This window comes from Streptomyces sp. O3 (genome assembly GCF_054788135.1).
On sequence record NZ_JBTVYK010000242.1, the window covers coordinates 1 to 233 of the forward strand.

General features: G+C 41.6%; 1 protein-coding gene. It reads left to right on the forward strand.

What is annotated here, in order from left to right; translation table 11 throughout:
- Nucleotides 1-233 (forward strand): 2-oxo acid dehydrogenase subunit E2 (locus ACX6XY_RS30510; RefSeq protein ID WP_460337993.1); only part of this gene is annotated, 233 nt, incomplete at both ends.

Sequence of the window (233 nt, forward strand, 5' to 3'; positions counted from 1 at the left end):
GCTGGCGATTTATTGTATGTGCCAGTTATTAAAAATGCGGACGAAAAATCCATTAAAGGTATTGCTCGCGAAATAAGTGAACTAGCTGGAAAAGCGCGTAATGGTAAACTGAGCCAAGCCGATATGGAAGGTGGGACTTTCACTGTAAATAGTACTGGTTCATTTGGCTCTGTTCAATCAATGGGGATTATTAACCACCCACAAGCCGCTATTCTTCAAGTGGAATCCATTGT